Annotated in this window: 12 protein-coding genes, 1 other RNA gene and 1 pseudogene; 13 read left to right on the top strand and 1 reads right to left on the bottom strand. The window is 73.3% G+C overall.

What is annotated here, in order from left to right; all coding sequences use genetic code 11:
• The 8 genes from AA75_RS32160 to AA75_RS32130 all read left to right on the top strand — a co-directional run.
• Nucleotides 1-505 (top strand): S41 family peptidase (locus AA75_RS32160; protein WP_033823869.1); only part of this gene is annotated, 505 nt, incomplete at its 5' end.
• A gap of 45 nt (nucleotides 506-550) precedes the next feature.
• The gene (smpB, locus tag AA75_RS32155) at nucleotides 551-1,027 is read left to right on the top strand and encodes an SsrA-binding protein SmpB (protein ID WP_033823868.1); all 477 of its coding nucleotides are present in this window, start codon (nucleotides 551-553) and stop codon (nucleotides 1,025-1,027) included.
• An 89-nt stretch (nucleotides 1,028-1,116) separates the two neighbouring features.
• Nucleotides 1,117-1,495, top strand: a transfer-messenger RNA (tmRNA) gene (gene ssrA, locus AA75_RS44915).
• Between the two features lie 234 nt (nucleotides 1,496-1,729).
• On the top strand, nucleotides 1,730-3,103 hold the full coding sequence (locus AA75_RS32150; RefSeq protein WP_033823867.1) for a NarK/NasA family nitrate transporter: 1,374 nt from the start codon (nucleotides 1,730-1,732) through the stop codon (nucleotides 3,101-3,103).
• Between the two features lie 156 nt (nucleotides 3,104-3,259).
• Complete coding sequence (locus AA75_RS32145; RefSeq protein WP_033823866.1) at nucleotides 3,260-4,426, top strand: uroporphyrinogen-III synthase; 1,167 nt, start codon at nucleotides 3,260-3,262, stop codon at nucleotides 4,424-4,426.
• 275 nt (nucleotides 4,427-4,701) lie between these two features.
• Complete coding sequence (locus AA75_RS32140; protein WP_033823865.1) at nucleotides 4,702-7,017, top strand: UvrD-helicase domain-containing protein; 2,316 nt, start codon at nucleotides 4,702-4,704, stop codon at nucleotides 7,015-7,017.
• A gap of 380 nt (nucleotides 7,018-7,397) precedes the next feature.
• Nucleotides 7,398-8,873: an NAD-dependent malic enzyme gene (locus AA75_RS32135; RefSeq protein ID WP_033823864.1), complete on the top strand. Its 1,476-nt coding sequence runs from the start codon at nucleotides 7,398-7,400 to the stop codon at nucleotides 8,871-8,873.
• 478 nt (nucleotides 8,874-9,351) lie between these two features.
• Nucleotides 9,352-9,633 carry an HU family DNA-binding protein gene (locus AA75_RS32130; protein ID WP_033823863.1) on the top strand — a complete coding sequence of 94 codons (282 nt, stop codon included), beginning with the start codon at nucleotides 9,352-9,354 and terminating at the stop codon, nucleotides 9,631-9,633.
• Between the two features lie 81 nt (nucleotides 9,634-9,714).
• Here AA75_RS32130 and murA read toward each other — a convergent pair whose 3' ends face one another.
• Nucleotides 9,715-11,058, bottom strand: a complete 1,344-nt coding sequence (murA, locus tag AA75_RS32125; RefSeq protein ID WP_033823862.1) for a UDP-N-acetylglucosamine 1-carboxyvinyltransferase — start codon at nucleotides 11,056-11,058, stop codon at nucleotides 9,715-9,717.
• Between the two features lie 259 nt (nucleotides 11,059-11,317).
• On the opposite strand from murA, the gene AA75_RS32120 reads away from it, so the two are divergent.
• From AA75_RS32120 to AA75_RS52650, 5 genes and pseudogenes are all read left to right on the top strand, one after another.
• On the top strand, nucleotides 11,318-11,896 hold the full coding sequence (locus tag AA75_RS32120) for a YqgE/AlgH family protein (RefSeq protein ID WP_033823861.1): 579 nt from the start codon (nucleotides 11,318-11,320) through the stop codon (nucleotides 11,894-11,896).
• A gap of 75 nt (nucleotides 11,897-11,971) precedes the next feature.
• Nucleotides 11,972-12,250 (top strand): DUF3039 domain-containing protein, encoded by a 279-nt coding sequence (locus AA75_RS32115; protein ID WP_033823860.1) that lies wholly within the window; start codon nucleotides 11,972-11,974, stop codon nucleotides 12,248-12,250.
• 83 nt (nucleotides 12,251-12,333) lie between these two features.
• Nucleotides 12,334-13,980 (top strand): beta-N-acetylhexosaminidase, encoded by a 1,647-nt coding sequence (locus AA75_RS32110; protein ID WP_149038502.1) that lies wholly within the window; start codon nucleotides 12,334-12,336, stop codon nucleotides 13,978-13,980.
• Between the two features lie 348 nt (nucleotides 13,981-14,328).
• Nucleotides 14,329-15,195 carry a xanthine dehydrogenase family protein subunit M gene (locus AA75_RS52655; protein WP_051813871.1) on the top strand — a complete coding sequence of 289 codons (867 nt, stop codon included), beginning with the start codon at nucleotides 14,329-14,331 and terminating at the stop codon, nucleotides 15,193-15,195.
• Nucleotides 15,196-15,263: 68 nt separating this feature from the next.
• Nucleotides 15,264-15,725, top strand: a pseudogene (locus AA75_RS52650) ((2Fe-2S)-binding protein); the annotation flags it as partial.
• Nucleotides 15,726-16,317 lie beyond the last annotated feature (592 nt).

The following is a 16,317-nucleotide window of genomic DNA, read 5'->3' as shown; positions in this document are numbered from 1 at the left end:
GTCCGGCCAGGTGCGGGAGGCCGTGCGCGGCGCCCGCGCGGTGGTGCTGGACCTGCGCGGCAACTCCGGCGGCCTGGTGGAGGAGGCGGTGGCCACCGCCTCGCTGTTCCTGGACGGCGGGCCGGTGGCGTCCTACCAGGCGCGCGGCGAGGACCGCGAGCTGACCGCCGCCCCCGGCGGCGACACCGTGACCCCGCTGGTGGTGCTGGTCGACGGCGGCACCATGAGCGCCGCCGAGCTGCTGGCGGGCGCCCTGCAGGACCGCTGCCGGGCCGTCCTGGTGGGCGGCCGGACCTTCGGCAAGGGCACCGTGCAGCAGCCCAGCCGGCTCGCGGACGGCTCGGTGCTGGAGCTGACCGTCGGCCGCTACGCCACCCCCTCGGGACGCTCGCCGGACGGTACCGGCGTGGTGCCCGACGTCCCAGCCCAGCCGGCCGACGATCCGGCGGCGCTGGCCCTGCGGGTGCTGGCCGGTCTGGGGACACGGCAGGGCGCCCCCGGCTAAAGGGGCTGCCGACGGTGGCGCCGGGATGCGAGAATGATCGGCGCTATGGCAAAGGAAAAGGGACACAAGCTGGTCGCGCAGAACAAGAAGGCGCGGCATGAGTACACCATCCTCGACACCTACGAGTGCGGCATGGTGCTGACCGGTACGGAGGTGAAGTCGCTCCGCGAGGGGCGGGCCAACCTGGTCGACGGGTACGCGTACATCCAGGGCGGGGAGGCGTGGGTCGACAACCTCTTCATCCCCGAGTACACCCAGGGGACCTGGACCAACCACTCGGCGCGGCGCAAGCGCAAGCTGCTGCTGCACAAGCTGGAGATCCGCAAGATCGAGTCCAAGGTGCGGGAGACCGGTCACACCCTGGTACCGCTCTCGCTGTACTTCAAGGACGGCCGGGCGAAGCTGGAGATCGCCCTGGCGGTCGGCAAGAAGCTGTACGACAAGCGCCAGACCCTGCGTGAGCAGCAGGACCGGCGCGAGTCCGACCGTGCGGTGGCCGCCGCGCGCCGTCGCCAGCGTTAATCTGCTGGACCCTCGTCGGTCACAGCGCGTACTATGGGCCGAGCATCACCGGAGGGTCCGCCCGCCGGAGCTGTTTTTCAAATCAACATGGGGATGATCGGTTTCGACAGTGTTGGTCGAAACAGGAGAAGCGAGCCGAGGAACGCGGCAATGATCTCGTTAACCATCTGTCGCAAAAAAATAATCGCCAACTCTAAGCGCGATTCCCAGCAGTTCGCTCTCGCAGCCTAGTCTGCCAGAGTGAATGGGTGTCAGCCCGGGAAGTTCCCGACCCGGATCCTGGCATAATTTAGGGAACTCAACCGTCCGCCCGGGCTGCGAGGGCGGATGGGAAATCAAACAGCAGCTGGGCCTGTTGGCGGCTTGTCCGCGTGACTGCCAGGGCCGAGAAAATCACAGCGGACTGCGCTCGGAGAAGTCCTGAATCCGCTGCACTGGACCCGGGTTCGATTCCCGGCATCTCCACCACCCCATGTGCATGCAGGCCGCCTTCCACTCCGGAAGGCGGCTTTCGTGCGTTCCGGGCCGGGCGCAGCGCCGCCCCCGGCCCGCCCCCGTGCCGCGCCCGCACCGCCCTCACACCGGCCCGGCCGCCCCGGTGAGTGGACCGTTCCGCCGGCTTCACAGCGCACAACCCCGCCGAAACCCCGGACTCCTACCGTCGGGACCACAGAGCCACCCGGCAGGCGGAGGAGTCACCCGATGAGTGCGGACACGGCACGGCAGCACAGAACCGGCGGCCGCTGGATCCAGCGGTGGGAACCGGAGTCCACGGAATTCTGGGAGGAATCCGGCAGGCGGATCGCCAACCGCAACCTGATCCTCTCCATCCTCTCCGAGCACATCGGCTTCTCGATCTGGAGCCTGTGGTCGGTGATGGTGCTCTTCATGGGCAAGGGCTACCACATCGACCCGGCCGGGAAGTTCTTCCTGGTCGCGATGCCGACCCTGGTCGGCGCATTCGTCCGGATCCCCTACACCGTCGCAGTCGCGCGTTTCGGCGGCCGGAACTGGACGGTGGTCTCCGCCCTGCTCCTGCTCCTGCCGACGCTGGCCGCGGCGTACGTCATGCACCCGGGGACCTCCTACGCCACCTTCCTGCTGGTGGCAGCCCTGACCGGACTCGGCGGCGGCAACTTCGCCTCCTCCATGACCAACATCAACGCGTTCTTCCCGCTGCGCCGCAAGGGCTGGGCGCTCGGGCTGAACGCCGGCGGCGGGAACATCGGCGTACCGGTGATCCAGCTGGTCGCCCTCGCCGTCATCACCTGGGCCGGGGCCGGCCACCCCCGGCTGGTGCTCGGCATCTACCTGCCGCTGATCATCGTCGCGGCCACCTGCGCGGCGCTGGGCATGGACAACCTGGCCCCGATGCGCGGCGACAGCGGGGCACTGGCGGCGGTCGTCCGGGAGAAGCACACCTGGCTGATGTCGGTGCTCTACATCGGCACCTTCGGCTCGTTCATCGGCTTCTCCTTCGCCTTCGGGCTGGTCCTGCAGAACCAGTTCGGCCGCACCCCGCTGCAGGCCGCCCAGCTCACCTTCATCGGTCCGCTGCTCGGCTCGCTGATCCGCCCGCTCGGCGGCCGGCTCGCCGACCGCTGGGGCGGCGCCCGGATCACCTTCTGGAACTTCGCCGCGATGGCCGCCGCCACCGGCCTGGTCACCTACGCCTCCGCCGAACGCTCGCTGCCGGTCTTCCTGACCGGGTTCATCGCCCTGTTCGTCTTCGCGGGGATCGGCAACGGCTCCACCTACAAGATGATCCCGGGCATCTTCGAGGCCGAGGCCCGGAACCGGATCGCGGCCGGCGCGGACCCCGAGCTCGCCGCCGCCCGTTCGCGGCGGATGTCCGGCGCGGCGATCGGCGTGATCGGCGCCGTCGGGGCGCTCGGCGGCCTGCTGATCAACCTCGCGTTCCGGCAGTCCTTCCTGACCGTGGGGACCGGAACCCCGGCCTTCCTGTCCTTCCTGGCCGCGTACGCGGTCTGCGCCGCCCTCACCCGGACGGTCTACCTGCGCCGCCCCCGCGGAGCCACGGCCGCCGCCGGCGCCCCCGCCCTGGCCGGGGTCTGACCACCCGGCCGCACCCGGGCCGGGAACGATCGTGAAACACCACCGACACCCGGACGACCCGGGAGCGTGACGCCCGCCCGCGACGATGGCCGTCCACCCACCCCCACCCCGCGGCCCGCGACGGCCGCGGGGCGCACCACCGAAGGACCGCACGCCATGGCCGACCAGACCGACCGTCAGCCCGCCGATCCGGTGCCCCCGCTGGCGGGCTTCACCATCGGCATCACCGCGGCCCGCCGCGCCGACGAACTCGCCGCGCTGCTCCAGCGCCGCGGCGCCGCCGTCCTGCGCGGGCCCGCCCTGCGGATCGTCCCGCTCTCCGACGACACCGAACTGCTCGCCGCCACCCGCACCCTGGTCAACGATCCGCCCGACATCGCCGTCGCCACCACCGGCATCGGCTTCCGCGGCTGGATCGAGGCCGCGGAGGGCTGGGGCCTCGGCGACGACCTGACCGCCCGCCTCGGCAAGGCCGAGGTGCTCGCCCGCGGCCCCAAGGCCAAGGGCGCGATCCGGGCCGCCGGACTGCGCGAGCAGTGGTCACCGGAGTCCGAATCCTCCGCCGAGGTCCTCGCCCACCTGCTGGAGCAGGGTGTCGACGGGCGCCGGATCGCCGTCCAGCTGCACGGCGCACCGCTGCGCGGCTTCGTCGACTCGCTCACCGCGGCCGGCGCGGACGTGGTGGAGGTCCCGGTCTACCGCTGGCTGCCGCCGGTCGACCCGGCCCCGCTCGACCGGCTCCTGGACGCCTGCTGCGGCGGCGCCCTGGACGCCGTCACCTTCACCAGCGCCCCGGCCGTGCTGAGCCTGCTGGAGCGCGCCGCCGAACGCGGCCGGACCGGCGAACTGCTGCACGCCCTGCGGCGCGAGGTACTGCCGGTCTGCGTCGGGCCGGTCACCGCGGCCCCGCTGGACGAGGCCGACGTACCGGCGATCTGGCCCGAGCGGATGCGGCTCGGCGCGATGGTGCAGGCCCTCACCGCCGAGCTGCCCCGGCGCTCCCGCGGCCTGGCGGTGGCCGGTCGCCGGCTGGAGCTGCGGGGGCAGGCGGCGCTGGTCGACGGGGAGCTGCGGCCGGTGCCGCCCGCGGGGATGGCGCTGCTGCGGGTGCTGGCGCAGCGGCCGGGCTGGGTGGTGTCGCGGGCCGACCTGCTCAGGGCCCTGCCGGGCAGCGGGGAGGACGAGCACGCGGTGGAGAGCGCGATGGCCCGGCTGCGGACCGCCCTCGGCACGCCCGGCCTGATCACCACCGTCGTCAAGCGCGGCTACCGCCTCGCCCTGGACCCGGTCACCGACCTGGGGGAGAAGTACGGCGCCGCCTGACGCCTGCCGGCACCCCCCGGGAATGCGGGCGGCCACTCCTCCAGGGGCGCGGGCGGGTACTCCTCAGGGGCACGGGGAACTGCGCGAAGTCGGGAGAGTGCGGGCCGGTACCTTCCGAGCCCGCGCAGTTCCCCGCGCCCCCGGGGGTGGTGCCGCTGGGGGAGGTCACGGGTGCGGGCTGGGGGCAGGGGCGGGGGAGGGCGTAGGATCATCCGTCCGCCTTCTCGTGGAGGCGGTCTCCCTCACCACCCGCAGGACGTACCTCAGGGGGCTCCTTGGGCGCGCACGGCTCAGCCCAGCACCACAGCAGTACCACCACCCAGCAAGACACGGTCCGCGACCGTGAGATCGCGGAGGAGCAGCAGCACCTCGACACCGTCTACCACCGCCTGGAGGAGAAGCTCGCCGAGGCCGAGTACATCCTCGAGGACGCCGCCAAGCGCGTGCAGGTCGGCACCCCCGGCGCGCTCGCGGAGCGGGACGCCCAGGTCTACCGGGCCGGCGCGCACCTGCACCGGCTGAACAGCGAGTTCGAGGACTTCCTGTTCGGCCGGATCGACCTGCAGCAGGCGGACGCCCCGGAGGAGCACGGCATCCCGTCGCAGACCCCGATGGACCCGGCCGACCCGGCCGTCGCGGAGACCCTGCACATCGGGCGGCTCGGCGTGCTCGACGCCGAGTTCGGCCCGCTGGTCATCGACTGGCGGGCCCCGGCCGCGGCGCCGTTCTACCGGGCCACCCCGCTGGAGCCGGGCCGGGTGGTCCGCCGCCGGGTGATCCGCTCCAAGGGCCGCAAGGTGATCGGGGTCGAGGACGACCTGCTGCGCCCCGATCTCACCCCCACCCTGGACGGCCGCGAGCTGGCGGTGGTCGGCGACGGTGCGCTGATGGCCTCGCTCGGCCGCGCCCGCAGCCACTCGATGCGCGACATCGTCTCCTCGATCCAGAAGGAGCAGGACGAGGTCATCCGGGCCGCCGCGGCCGGTGCCACGCTGGTCACCGGCGGTCCGGGCACCGGGAAGACGGCCGTCGCGCTGCACCGGGCCGCGTTCCTGCTCTACCAGGACCGCCGCCGGTACGCCGAGGGCATCCTGGTGGTCAGCCCGACCGCGCTGCTGGTCTCGTACACCGAGGGCGTGCTGCCCTCGCTCGGCGAGGAGGGCCAGGTCGCGATCCGGGCGGTCGGCAGCCTGGTCGACGGGATCGAGGCCGAGCGGTACGACACGCCGGAGGCGGCCCGGGTCAAGGGCTCGTCGCGGATGGTGCAGCTGCTGCGCCGGGCGGCCCGGGCGGCGCTGGAGCTGAACGAGCCGGCCGAGCTGCGGGTGTTCGCCCGCGGCCAGGCGCTGCGGCTGGACGCCGGGCGGCTGCGGGCGGTCCGCGGCAACGTGCTGGGCAGCGGCGGCACGCCGCTGAACCTGCTGCGCCCGCGCGCCCGCCGGCTGCTGCTGGACGCGCTCTGGTCGGTCGCGGTGCGGCACCTGCCGAAGCCGGTCAGCCACGCCGAGCGGGAGCAGCGGCAGGAGGAGCGGGAGTCCTTCGACGAGTACGTGTCGGACGAGGCGCCGTTCCTGGCGTTCCTGGACGCCTGGTGGCCGGCGGTCACCCCGCGCCAGGTGCTGGCCACCATGCGGCAGTCCCGGCACGTGAACCGGATCGCCCGCCGGGCGGTCACCCCGGAGGAGGCCCGGCTGCTGGCGGGCTCCTGGCGGCACCTGGACGACCAGGGCCGCGGCCCGCTGTCGGCGCACGACGTGGCGCTGGTGGACGAGCTGCAGCTGCTGCTCGGCGAGCCGGCCCGGCCGAAGGTCCGGGAGGTGGACGCGGTGGACCTGCTGAGCGGTCTGGACGAGGTCACCACCTACGCCGACCGGATGTCCCGGCAGCGCGCCGCGGTCCCGGTGGAGCGCCGCGAGTACGCGCACATCATCGTGGACGAGGCCCAGGACCTCACTCCGATGCAGTGGCGGATGATCGGCCGCCGGGCCCGGATGGCGACCTGGACCATCGTCGGCGATCCGGCGCAGAGCTCCTGGCCGCACCCGCAGGAGGCGCAGGCCGCGCTCGACGAGATCCTGGCGGGCAAGCCGCGGCGCCGGCACACCCTGACGGTGAACTACCGCAACCCGGCGGAGATCGCCGAGGTGGCGGCCAAGGTGCTGGCGCTGGCCGCGCCCGGCACGCCGTCGCCGAGCGCGGTCCGCTCGACCGGGGTCAAGCCGCGGTTCGCGGCCGTCACCGACCGGGCGCCGGAGGCCTTCGCGGCCGCCGCGCGGGCCGAGCTGGTGCGGCTGCTGGACGAGGTGGACGGCACGGTGGCGGTGGTGGTCCCGATGGACCGCCGGGCCGAGGCGGCGGGCTGGGCCGAGGGCCTGGGCGGCCGGGTGGTGGCGCTGGGCAGCCTGGAGGCCAAGGGCCTCGAGTACGACGCCACGGTGGTCGCCGATCCGACCGGTATCGCGGGCGAGTCGGAGGCGGGCCTGCGGGTGCTGTACGTGGCGCTGACCCGGGCCACCCAGCGGCTGACGGTGCTCTCCGGCCCGGACGACCTGCCGGACGCGGCCGGGGTGCCCGCCCTGCTGCACGGCTGAGCGGTCCCGGAGACGGCGAAGGCCCCCACCGGCAGGTGGGGGCCTTCGCCACGAGTAATGACACCGACCCGCCATGCTCGCCTCGCGGCAAGTGGTCGCTCGTAGCGACGAAGGTTGGGCCCGGGGGCTTGGATCGAGCCGGTGTCCCGTCCAATGTAACGCATCGGCCCGGGGATCCAAGGTGGCCGCGGCAGTTTTTCGGACGGGTGCCCAGGACGGCCGGGGCCCGTTTGTGGACTGTGCACAGTGGCGGAACCTTATTTCTGGGTACCCACTGGTAGGTGCGACGATCGAGGTCTAGCATGCGCAGGGCGCGCCATTCAACATTATGTTGAAGTCGCAGCCCCAGAGCCCCGATCACGGACGGAAGAAGGACGTCGATGGCGACGGTGCCCAGTGTCTCGAACTCGATCACGGTGCGGCTGGAGGTTCCGGCCACGGGCAACGCGGTGAGCTCGATCACCACCGCCGTCGAGTCCTCCGGCGGCTCGGTCACCGGTCTCGACGTCACCGCCTCCGGGCTGGAGGCGCTGCGGATCGACGTGACGGTGGCGGCCTTCTCGGTGGCGCACGGCGAGGAGATCGTCGAGAAGCTGCGCGCGATCGACGGCGTGACCATCGGCAAGGTCTCCGACCGGACCTTCCTGATGCACCTCGGCGGCAAGATCGAGATGTCCTCGAAGCTGCCGATCCGCAACCGTGACGACCTGAGCATGATCTACACCCCGGGCGTGGCGCGGGTCTGCATGGCCATCGCCGAGAACCCCGAGGACGCCCGCCGCCTGACCATCAAGCGCAACAGCGTCGCCGTGGTCACCGACGGCTCCGCCGTGCTGGGCCTGGGCAACATCGGCCCGAAGGCCGCGCTGCCGGTGATGGAGGGCAAGGCGGCGCTGTTCAAGCGGTTCGCCGGGATCGACGCCTGGCCGATCTGCCTGGACACCCAGGACGCCGACGAGATCGTGGCGATCGTCAAGGCCATCGCCCCGGGCTTCGCCGGCATCAACCTGGAGGACATCTCGGCGCCGCGCTGCTTCGAGATCGAGGCCCGGCTGCGCGAGGCGCTGGACATCCCGGTCTTCCACGACGACCAGCACGGCACCGCGATCGTGGTGCTGGCGGCGCTCACCAACGCGCTCAAGGTGGTCGGCAAGGAGATCTCCGACATCCGGGTGGTGATGTCGGGCGCGGGCGCGGCCGGCACCGCGATCCTCAAGCTGCTGCTGGCCGCGGGCGTGGAGCACGCCACCGTGGCGGACGTCCGCGGCGTGGTCCACCAGGGCCGTGACGACCTCAACGACAGCCTGCGGTGGATCGCCGAGCACACCAACCGCTCGGGCCGCACCGGCAGCCTCAAGGAGGCCGTGGCGGGCGCCGACGTCTTCATCGGCGTCTCGGCCCCGAACGTGCTGGACGGCGACGACCTGGCCACCATGGCCGAGAACGCGATCGTCTTCGCGCTCGCCAACCCGGACCCCGAGGTCGACCCGGCCGTCGCCCGGCAGACCGCCGCGGTGGTCGCCACCGGCCGCAGCGACTTCCCGAACCAGATCAACAACGTGCTGGTCTTCCCGGGCGTCTTCCGTGGCCTGCTGGACGCCCAGAGCCACACCGTGAACACCGAGATGATGCTGGCCGCCGCCCGGGCGCTGGCCACCACCGTCGCGGACGACCAGCTGAACCCGAACTACATCATCCCGAGCGTCTTCCACCCCGACGTCGCCAAGACCGTCGCGGCGGCCGTCCGGGACGCCGCGCTGGCCGCCCGGGGCGGCGAGGAGCCGGCCCCGTCGAGGCCCACCGCCGGCATCGTGGGCACCCTCGACACGGCCGCTTTCCCGGCGGTCCGGCTCTGACCGGGAGGCCGCCGGCGATCGGTCAAATGTCCGATTGGCGCACCTGACCGTCCCCGCGCGCCCCGAGCCCTTGCGACACAAGGGCAGGGGCGTGTTTGGGCTTGTCGGTGCCAGGGCGTACGGTAGCCCTGCATGGGGCGGCGTGTCCGACAAGTACGGAACGTCCCCTCAGGCATCTCGGCGAGTCGTCCCGACCGCCGCCCGCACCGGGTCACCCGGAGCCGACGGAGCGTCACAACTCCGTGGGGCGGGCGCTGTTCGGGTCAACCCCGCCAATGCCCGATTGGCTTTCTCAGTGCCGGTCGGGGCAGGATTCGTTCCCAGGCGGGCAGTTTGCGGCGCTTTGGGGTGCGAGCCCGGCCCCTGACCACCTATCGCCTGAATGAGCACAGTGTGCGGAGCGACGGCCCCCCGGGTGCCCCTGGCGGGCATCGGCGGGCCCTTGCCCGCAGCAGAGCAACAGACCACAGGAGTACACATGAACCGCAGTGAGCTGGTGGCCGCGCTGGCCGAGCGCGCCGAGGTGACCCGCAAGGACGCCGACGCCGTGCTGGCCGCCTTCGCCGAGATCACCGGCGAGGTCGTCGCCAAGGGCGACGAGAAGGTCACCATCCCCGGTTTCCTGACCTTCGAGCGCACCCTCCGCGCCGCCCGCACCGCCCGCAACCCGCAGACCGGCGACCCGATCCAGATCCCGGCCGGTTACAGCGTCAAGGTCAGCGCCGGCTCGAAGCTCAAGGAAGCCGCCAAGGGCAAGTGACGCGGGGCTCCTCGGAGCCACGCCGAACGCACTGTGGCCGGTCCCCCGCGGGGGACCGGCCACAGTGCGTGGTGCGGGCCGTCAGGCGGTCGCGACCAGCTCCTCGCTGGGCAGCTCGACGTGCGCCCCGAGGTCGCGCAGCTTGGACATGAAGTTCTCGTAGCCGCGGTTGATCAGGTCGATGCCGTGCACGGTCGAGGTGCCCTCGGCCGCCAGCGCCGCGATCAGGTACGAGAAGCCGCCGCGCAGGTCCGGGATGACCAGCTCGCCGCCGAGCAGCTTGGACGGGCCGGAGACGACCGCCGAGTGCTTGAAGTTGCGGGCGCCGAAGCGGCACGGGGTGCCGCCCAGGCACTCGCGGTACAGCTGGATGTGGGCGCCCATCTGGTTCAGCGCGCCGGTGAAGCCGAGCCGCGACTCGTACACCGTCTCGTGCACGATGGACAGGCCGTTGGCCTGGGTGAGCGCGACCACCAGCGGCTGCTGCCAGTCGGTCTGGAAGCCGGGGTGCACGTCGGTCTCCAGGGCGATCGCCTTGAGCTCGCCGCCCGGGTGCCAGAACCGGATGCCTTCGTCGTCCACCTCGAAGGCGCCGCCGACCTTCCGGAAGGTGTTCAGGAAGGTCATCATCTCCAGCTGGCGGGCGCCGCGGACGTAGATGTCGCCCTTGGTGGCCAGCGCCGCGCAGGCCCAGGAGGCCGCCTCGAGGCGGTCCGGCAGGGCGCGGTGGTTGTAGCCGCCGAGCTCGTCCACACCGGTGATCAGGATGGTGCGGTCGGTGCCCATCGAGATGATCGCGCCCATCTTCTGCAGCACGCAGATCAGGTCGACGATCTCCGGCTCGATGGCCGCGTTGCGCAGCTCGGTGACGCCCTCGGCGAGGACGGCGGTGAGCAGCACCTGCTCGGTCGCGCCGACCGAGGGGAACGGCAGCTCGATCTTGGTGCCGCGCAGCCGCTGCGGGGCGACCAGGTAGGTGCCCTGCGGGTGCTTCTCGATCTGCGCGCCGAACTGGCGCAGCACCTCGAAGTGGAAGTCGACCGGCCGGCCGCCGATGTCGCAGCCGCCCAGGCCCGGGATGAACGCGTGGCCGAGCCGGTGCAGCAGCGGGCCGCAGAACAGGATCGGGATGCGCGAGGAGCCGGCGTGCGCGTCGATGTCGGCGACGTTGGCGCTCTCCACGTGCGAGGGGTCGAGGATCAGCTCGCCGTCCTCGTCGCCGGTCCGCACGGTCACCCCGTGCAGCTGGAGCAGGCCGCGCACCACCTTGACATCACGGATGTCGGGGACGTTGCGCAGCCTGCTGGGGCCCTGGCCGAGCAGCGCGGCGACCATGGCCTTGGGGACCAGGTTCTTCGCACCACGGATCTGGATCTCGCCTTCGAGCGGATTACCGCCGTGGACCAGCAGGACGTCGTCGATCATCGTTCTCGCAATCCGGGTGCCGGGGGGAGGACAGGGCGGAGGCGGCGGGCTTCTGGGACCGCTGTGGGACGGGTTCCACCCGCGAAATGCGCACCACCAAACGTAGATGGTAGTAGGCGGGCGATTGGTTCCCGTGTGTCCCTTTGGTGATCATGCTCCCGGGCGGCCTCCGGCGGGCTGCCGACTGGGCCGAACGGGTGGGGAAGCGGTTCGCGGAGGTTCCGTGTTGGACGCCCTTCCCCGGCCCGGCTGCGGAATCATGTCTGGCATGACACCGGCCCCCACGCACACCGGCCGACTGCTCGTCGCGACCCCGGTCCTCACCGACCCCAACTTCGCCCGTACCGTGGTGCTTCTCCTCGACCACGACCCGCAGGGCGCGCTCGGCGTGGTGCTGAACCGGCCGACCCCGGTGGAGGTCGCCGCGGTCCTGGACGCCTGGGCGGAGCTGACCGGACAGCCGTCGGTGATCTTCCAGGGCGGGCCGGTCGCGCTCGACTCGGCGCTCGCCATCGCGGTCGTCCCGGGTGAGGAGGGTCACGCCGAACCGCTCGGCTGGCGCCGGGTGCACGGCGCCATCGGGCTGGTCGATCTGGAGGCCCCGCCGGAGGTGCTGGCGGGCGAACTCGGGGCGCTGCGGGTGTTCGCCGGCTACGCGGGCTGGTCGCCCGGCCAGCTGGAGGCGGAGATCGCGGACGGCGCCTGGTACCTCGCCGACTGCGAGCCCGGCGACGTCTCCTGCCCCGACCCGGACCGGCTCTGGCGCTCGGTGCTGCGCCGCCAGCGCGGCCCGCTGGCGATGCTCGCCACGTACCCGGACAACCCGACGCTGAACTAGGCCGCGAGCCCGCTCCCGGGGCCCGCCGGGGCGGTACTGGCCCGGTTCCCGGCGGCCGCCATAGAATTGGCACCCATGAGCACTCTTGAGCCCGAGCGCGGCCTCGGCACCGGCACCCTGGTCGAGCCCGTCCCCCAGGTGTCGCACGGCGACGGCGACCACGAGCGCTTCGCGCACTACGTCCAGAAGGACAAGATCATGGAGAGCGCGCTCTCCGGCAGCCCCGTGGTGGCGCTCTGCGGCAAGGTCTGGGTCCCGGGCCGCGACCCGAAGAAGTACCCGGTCTGCCCGATGTGCAAGGAGATCTTCGAGGGACTCGGCACCCCCAAGGGCGGCGACGACAACCAGGGCTGAGCCCGGCCGGCTGCCGGGCCCGGGCCGACCGGCCCGGACATTGGTCTATGCCACTCGGGTGGTGGCGGGGCAGGATGAGCCGCATGGATCTCATCCCCGCCCCGAACCACGTCGACGAGTGGGAGCCCCACGAGTGGACGTTCCAGCTCCGGCCGACCACCCGGATCGGCGCCGACCAGGGCGCCCAGGGCGTGGCCCGCTGGCTGCGTTCCGAGCTCTCCGCCGCGACCGGCTTCACCCTCGACGCCTGCACGCCGGAGCAGGCGAACCGGTCCGCGGACTCGGTCACCCTGGTCCTCGACGAGCGGCTGCGCGCCGAGCGCGGCCGTGAGGCCTACCGGATCACCGTCGACGTGTACGGCGCCCGGCTCGCCGGAGGCGGGCGGCCCGGCCTGTTCTACGCCGCGCAGACCTTCCGCCAGCTGCTCGGCCCGGCCGCGTTCCGCCGGGCGCCGATCACCGGCGAGCCGTGGCGGGTCCCGAGCGTCTCGATCGAGGACGCGCCCCGGTTCGGCTGGCGCGGGGTCCTGCTGGACGTCTCCCGGCACTTCCTGCCCAAGTCGGACGTGCTGCGCTTCCTCGACCTGATGGCCGCCCACAAGCTCAACGTCCTGCACCTGCACCTGACCGACGACCAGGGCTGGCGGATCGAGATCGAGCGCTACCCGCGGCTCACCGAGGTCGGCGCCTGGCGGGAGCGCTCGATGGTCGGCTTCCGGGCCGCCGACCGCCGCGACGACCGACCGCACGGCGGCTACTACACCAAGGACGACCTGCGCGAGATCGTCGCGTACGCGGCCAAGCGGCACATCACCGTCGTCCCCGAGATCGACCTGCCGGGCCACTCGCAGGCCGCCATCGCCGCCTACCCGGAACTCGGCAACACCGACGTGGTGGACACCGCCGCGCTCGGGGTGTGGACGGACTGGGGGATCAACCCCAATGTGCTGAACGTCTCCGAGCGGACCCTTCGCTTCTTCGAGGGAGTCCTGGAGGAGGTGCTGGAGGTCTTCCCGTCCCGGTTCGTCCACCTCGGCGGCGACGAGTGCCCCAAGGAGCAGTGGCGGGCCAGCCCGGCCGCCCAGGCCCGGATCAAGGAGCTCGGGCTGGCCGACGAGGAGGAGCTGCAGAGCTGGTTCATCCGGCACTTCGACGGCTGGCTGGCCGAGCGCGGACGACGGCTGATCGGCTGGGACGAGATCCTGGAGGGCGGCCTCGCGCCCGGCGCCGCGGTGTCCTCCTGGCGCGGGTACGCGGGCGGGGTGGCGGCCGCCAGGGCCGGGCACGACGTGGTGATGTGCCCGGAGCAGTACGTCTACCTGGACCACCGGCAGGCGCCCGGCGAGGACGAGCCGATCCCGGTCGGGTACGTCCGCACCCTGGAGGACGTCTACCGCTTCGAACCGGTCCCGGCCGAGCTGGACAACGCGGCCGCCGCCCACATCCTGGGCACCCAGGCCAACCTGTGGACCGAGTTCATGGACGACGCCCGGGACGTCGACTACCGGGCCTTCCCGCGGCTGGCGGCCTTCGCCGAGGTGGCCTGGTCCGACCTGCCGCGGGACCCGGCGGCCCGCGACTTCGCCGGCTTCCAGCGCCGGATGGCCGCCCACTACCGGCGCCTGGACGCGCTCGGCGTCGAGTACCGCCGCCCCGAGGGCCCCCGCCCCTGGCAGCGCCGGCCCGGGGTGGTCGGCCGCCCGTCCGACGGCCCGCCGCCGGCCGTCTGAGCCCGGCCGCCCGTCCCCCGCGCGCGAGGGTGCGCGGGGGACGGCGGCGGGGAACCCCCGGGTGTCCGGTGACGTCAAGATCAGGTGAACAGTCGACCGGCTGTCGACGGTGGGTGACCGACAATTGCCCTGACTTGTCCGGGATTCCCGGCGGCCGCCCGAGACCCGGGAAATGATCACCGAACATTGTGTGCCAGAGTTGCCCAACCCGGCCCGATCGCCCGTACCCTACGGGCCAGGTCGCACCGCCCGAGGGCGTCCCCGGCCGACGGACGACCGAGGCCGCGGGAGGGCCGGGCAGTTGATGAGCAAGTGGAGCACGGTGGAATCCTGGTGAACCGGACGATCATGCTGCCGGCCTCGGTCGACGAGGCCGTCGAGGCGCTGGCCGCCACCCCGGGCGCGGTTCCGGTGGCGGGCGCCACCGACCTGATGGAGGCCGTCAACGCCGGCCGGCTCCGCCCCGCCGCCCTGATCGGCCTCGGCCGGATCACCGAACTGCGCGGCTGGCGCTACGAGGACGGCGGCACCGCCGTCCTCGGCGCCGGCCTCACCCACGCCCGGATGGACCGTCCCGACTTCGCCGCGCTGATCCCCGCGCTCGCCGACGCCGCCCGCACCGCCGGCCCCCCGCAGGTCCGCAACGTCGGCACCCTCGGCGGCAACCTCGCCACCGCCGCCGCCACCGGCGACACCCTCCCCGTCCTCGCCGCGCTCGAGGCCACCGCGACCCTCGCCCGCGCCGGGTCCACCCGCGAGGTGCCCGTCAGCCACCTGCTCACCGGCCTCGACCCGCTGCGCCCCGGCGAACTGCTCACCTGGGTCCGGGTGCCGCTGCTGCACGCCCCCCAGGTCTTCCTGAAGTCCACCGGCCGCAGCGGCCCGGCCCGCGCCACCGCCTCCGTCGCCCTCGTCCTCGACCCCGCCCGCCGAGCCGTGCGCTGCGCCGTCGGCGCCGTCGCCCCGGTGCCGCTGCGCCCGCTGGAGGCCGAGGCCTGGGTGGCCGGCTGCATCGACTGGGACGCCCGCGGCGAGGACGGCGCCACCACCATCGACCCCGCCGCACTGGCCGCCTTCGGCGAGTACGTCGCGGGGGCCTGCATCCCCGACGGCGCCCTCGAGGGCGCGGGCGAGGGGCCGAGCGCCACCGCCGTCCGGCTGCGGCGTACCGTGGCCGTACTGGCCCGCCGGGCACTGGGAAGGGCACTGAAGTGACGGACCACCCGACGATCGAGCAGCCGGCCGGGCAGCCTGCCGGGCTGGCCGGCGACGTACGCCCGTGCGCCTCCTACACGCTGCGCGTCAACGGCTTCGAACGGCCCGTCACCGACGCCTGGATCGGCGAGAGCCTGCTGTACGTGCTGCGCGAGCGGCTCGGCCTGGCCGGCGCCAAGGGCGGCTGCGAGCAGGGCGAGTGCGGGGCCTGCTCGGTGCAGGTCGACGGCCAGCTGGTGGCCGGCTGCCTGGTGCCCGCCGCGCTGGCGGCCGACAGCGAGATCGCCACCGTCGAGGGGCTGTCGGAGTCCGGCGGCCCCAGCGACGTCCAGCGGGCGCTCGCCGAGTCCGGCGCCGTCCAGTGCGGCTACTGCACCCCGGGCCTCGCGATGGCCGTCCACGACCTGCTCCAGCGCAACCACCGGCCCAGCGACGTCGAGGCCCGCCAGGCGCTGTGCGGCAACCTCTGCCGCTGCACCGGCTACCGGGGCGTGCTGGCCGCCGTCCAGAGCGTCGCCGAGCAGCGCGAGGCCGAACTGGAGGCGGAGGCCGAGGCGGCCGAGGCCGCCGCGCAGGACGCCGCCGCCCAGGACCCCGGCGCGCCCGACACCTCCGCGCGGGACGCCGCCGGACGGCTCGACGACACCCTGCCCGGCGACACCCTGCCGGGTGTGGCGCCGCAGCGTTCCGGCCACCTCGACGACCGGCAGCCGCCCGCCCAGCCGGTCGCGCAGTCCGTCGCCGACCTCCCGCTGGCCGGCGAACTGCCGCTCTACGCCGACTCCGAGCTGTGGGTCGAGGCCGAGCAGTTCCAGCCCGACCAGCCCACCGCCGCGGGCACCGGCGTCTACAGCGCCGCCCACCCCGCCGACGGCCACCACGCCGCCCACCAGCCGCCCGGCTACGACCCGGCCGGGTACGGGACCGGGAACCACCCCGTCGTACCGCCGCAGCCCACCGGCCACGACACCGGCCACTTCCGGCTCCCCGGCTACCAGGGCGCCCCCGGCTACGAGGCCACCCCCGCGCACGGCATCGCGCACGACGGCCCCGGCCCCGACACCACCCCCGCCCACGGCACCCCGTACCTGCCCACACCCCCCCACGGCACCGGCCACCCCG

Source organism: Kitasatospora sp. MBT63 (assembly GCF_000710465.2).
Taxonomy (GTDB): domain Bacteria; phylum Actinomycetota; class Actinomycetes; order Streptomycetales; family Streptomycetaceae; genus Kitasatospora.
This window is presented reverse-complemented; position numbering and strand designations above follow the sequence as displayed.

Excerpts from the sequence above, each read along its gene's own strand:
- smpB (WP_033823868.1), top strand. The coding sequence starts at position 551 with ATGGCAAAGGAAAAGGGACACAAGCTGGTCGCGCAGAACAAGAAGGCG.
- AA75_RS32150 (WP_033823867.1), top strand. The coding sequence starts at position 1,730 with ATGAGTGCGGACACGGCACGGCAGCACAGAACCGGCGGCCGCTGGATC.
- AA75_RS32145 (WP_033823866.1), top strand. The coding sequence starts at position 3,260 with ATGGCCGACCAGACCGACCGTCAGCCCGCCGATCCGGTGCCCCCGCTG.
- AA75_RS32135 (WP_033823864.1), top strand. The coding sequence starts at position 7,398 with ATGGCGACGGTGCCCAGTGTCTCGAACTCGATCACGGTGCGGCTGGAG.
- AA75_RS32130 (WP_033823863.1), top strand. The coding sequence starts at position 9,352 with ATGAACCGCAGTGAGCTGGTGGCCGCGCTGGCCGAGCGCGCCGAGGTG.
- murA (WP_033823862.1), bottom strand. The coding sequence starts at position 11,058 with ATGATCGACGACGTCCTGCTGGTCCACGGCGGTAATCCGCTCGAAGGC.
- AA75_RS32120 (WP_033823861.1), top strand. The coding sequence starts at position 11,318 with ATGTCTGGCATGACACCGGCCCCCACGCACACCGGCCGACTGCTCGTC.
- AA75_RS32115 (WP_033823860.1), top strand. The coding sequence starts at position 11,972 with ATGAGCACTCTTGAGCCCGAGCGCGGCCTCGGCACCGGCACCCTGGTC.
- AA75_RS32110 (WP_149038502.1), top strand. The coding sequence starts at position 12,334 with ATGGATCTCATCCCCGCCCCGAACCACGTCGACGAGTGGGAGCCCCAC.
- AA75_RS52655 (WP_051813871.1), top strand. The coding sequence starts at position 14,329 with ATGCTGCCGGCCTCGGTCGACGAGGCCGTCGAGGCGCTGGCCGCCACC.